This is a genomic window from Mycobacterium sp. TH-M116 (genome assembly GCF_057473685.1).
Genome location: NZ_JBYCLC010000075.1, coordinates 1 through 1,758, shown reverse-complemented (window position 1 = coordinate 1,758; position 1,758 = coordinate 1). Strand labels below are relative to the sequence as shown.

General features: G+C 69.3%; 4 protein-coding genes. 2 read left to right on the top strand and 2 right to left on the bottom strand.

The window, feature by feature from the left end; all coding sequences use genetic code 11:
• Nucleotides 1–124: 124 nt before the first annotated feature.
• On the bottom strand, nt 125–247 hold the full coding sequence (locus AC2VOK_RS03690) for a hypothetical protein (protein WP_428899276.1): 123 nt from the start codon (nt 245–247) through the stop codon (nt 125–127).
• Nucleotides 248–356: 109 nt separating this feature from the next.
• Between AC2VOK_RS03690 and AC2VOK_RS03685 the strand changes: the two genes are divergently transcribed.
• Nucleotides 357–1,028 (top strand): hypothetical protein, encoded by a 672-nt coding sequence (locus AC2VOK_RS03685; protein WP_428899275.1) that lies wholly within the window; start codon nt 357–359, stop codon nt 1,026–1,028.
• A 106-nt stretch (nt 1,029–1,134) separates the two neighbouring features.
• Nucleotides 1,135–1,503 (top strand): SpoIIAA family protein, encoded by a 369-nt coding sequence (locus AC2VOK_RS03680; RefSeq protein ID WP_428899274.1) that lies wholly within the window; start codon nt 1,135–1,137, stop codon nt 1,501–1,503.
• A gap of 7 nt (nt 1,504–1,510) precedes the next feature.
• On the opposite strand, the gene AC2VOK_RS03675 is transcribed toward AC2VOK_RS03680, so the two are convergent.
• Nucleotides 1,511–1,758, bottom strand: a 248-nt coding sequence (locus AC2VOK_RS03675) for an SDR family oxidoreductase (RefSeq protein ID WP_428899273.1), incomplete at its 5' end; no start/stop codon positions are given.

The window sequence follows — 1,758 nt, the reverse complement described above, 5'->3', positions numbered from 1 at the left end:
CATGTCGGCACGCGCCTTTAGCAGGGCCTGGTGCTCGGCACGATCCCGCATGGGGAAAGCACGGCGTCGACGCGGGCCAAGAACATCACTGGGCGGTGTCGGCCGCGTGGTCAGGAAGCCAACATCACCGAGCGCCGGCGCAGCCGGCGCGTGCAGAGCGCACCATCGCGGCGGTGTCCAGCCCGTAGAGGGCGCCGGCCCCGTGCTCATCGGCGTTGGAGAAGTTCGCCGCGTCGGCCAGCGCCACCCGTCCAGATTCGCATGACACCCGCGACATTCCGGCCTCGGCCGCCCAATGGCTGACGCCCGGGTGGCGCTGGGGCGGTTCCGGGGCCCGGAGATGGCATCCTGGCCGGGTGGGCGTCATTTTCCGGCTGGCCGAGCTGCTGATCGTGATCCTGCCGCTGGCGGGCGTTGTCGTCGCCGCGGTGAAGGCGTTCACGGCCAACAGGCAGCGCACCGAAGCTCCGCGGGGCGGGGCACGGGGCGATGCGGATGCGGCCTCCCGCCCCGCCTCCGGCACCGACCAGGCCGCGCAGTGGCGGATGCTGCGGCGGGTCATCGCCGAACACACCCGCACCGACACCCGTTGGCTCGACTACGAACTCGACGTCGCGAAGCTGCTGGACTTCCCGGTCATGACCGACATGCGAGACCCGCTCACCGTCGAGTTCCACAAGGCCAAACTCCGTGCCGACCTGTTGCGTCCGGTCAAAGCCGAGGACCTGCTCGACGACCCGGAGGCCGCCGCGCTTTACCGGGGCGCCGTCGAGGACTACGTGACCGCGTTCCAGATCGCCGAGGCCGAGGCGAAGCGGCGACGCCGCAACGACTTTTCCCGAGCCGACCAGCAACGCATCGCGCGTGCCCAGAGCCTGCTGCGGGTCGCCTCGGACCGGGCCGCGTCGCCACAGGAGCGGCAGAACGCCTACGAACGGGCCGGCAGGGAACTCGACGGCCTCATCGTGCTGCCGGCCTCGACGCAGGCCGGCATCGAGCGGGGGATCGCCGGTCAGCTGGAGGGGTGAAGGGCACTTCGCGCCGTCGACCGATGCCTTTGGGCCCTTATCCGCGCAGGCCGGTTCCCGACATCATGGCGGCAGCGATCCACCAACGATCCCTCAGGAGCACACGATGATCGAATACGACTTGGACACCGAGCATTCCATCCTGGAGGTGCGACCGAAGTCGGCCCTGGACAAAGCGGATTTCGTTGAACTCGCCAAGGCCGTCGACCCGCAGATCGAGGCCCACGGCGACCTCGCCGGCCTCATCATCAGCGCATCGTCGTTCCCGGGATGGGACAGTTTCGGCTCGATGGTGACCCACTTCCGTTTCGTGCGCGAGCACCACAAGCACGTCAAGAAGATCGCGGTGGTCACCGACTCGCCCCTCGGCGACGTGGCCGAGCACCTGACCTCCCATTTCGTGTCCGCCGAGATCCGGCACTTCCCGGGCGGGCAGCTGGAGCAGGCGCGGCAGTGGATCGTCAACGGCTCCTGACCGACACTCACGGGCAGGTGTAGCCGCCGTCGATCACGATGTCGGAGCCGGTCATGTAGCTGGATGCCTCGCTGGCCAGGTACAGGTAGAGGCCGGTGAGCTCATCGGGCCGGCCGATGCGTCCGAGCGGTATCTTCGGTTCCCACTGCCGGTGGTGCTGGCCCGCAGCGGCGAGGTCGGCGGCCGCCCTCTCCAGCGGTTCGGCATGCCTTGCCGCGACGGCCACCCGGGCGCCGGCCTGCAGATAGGCCAGCG

Bases quoted from the DNA above. Each gene is read 5' to 3' on its own strand.
- AC2VOK_RS03680 (WP_428899274.1), top strand. From the start codon at position 1,135: ATGATCGAATACGACTTGGACACCGAGCATTCCATCCTGGAGGTGCGA.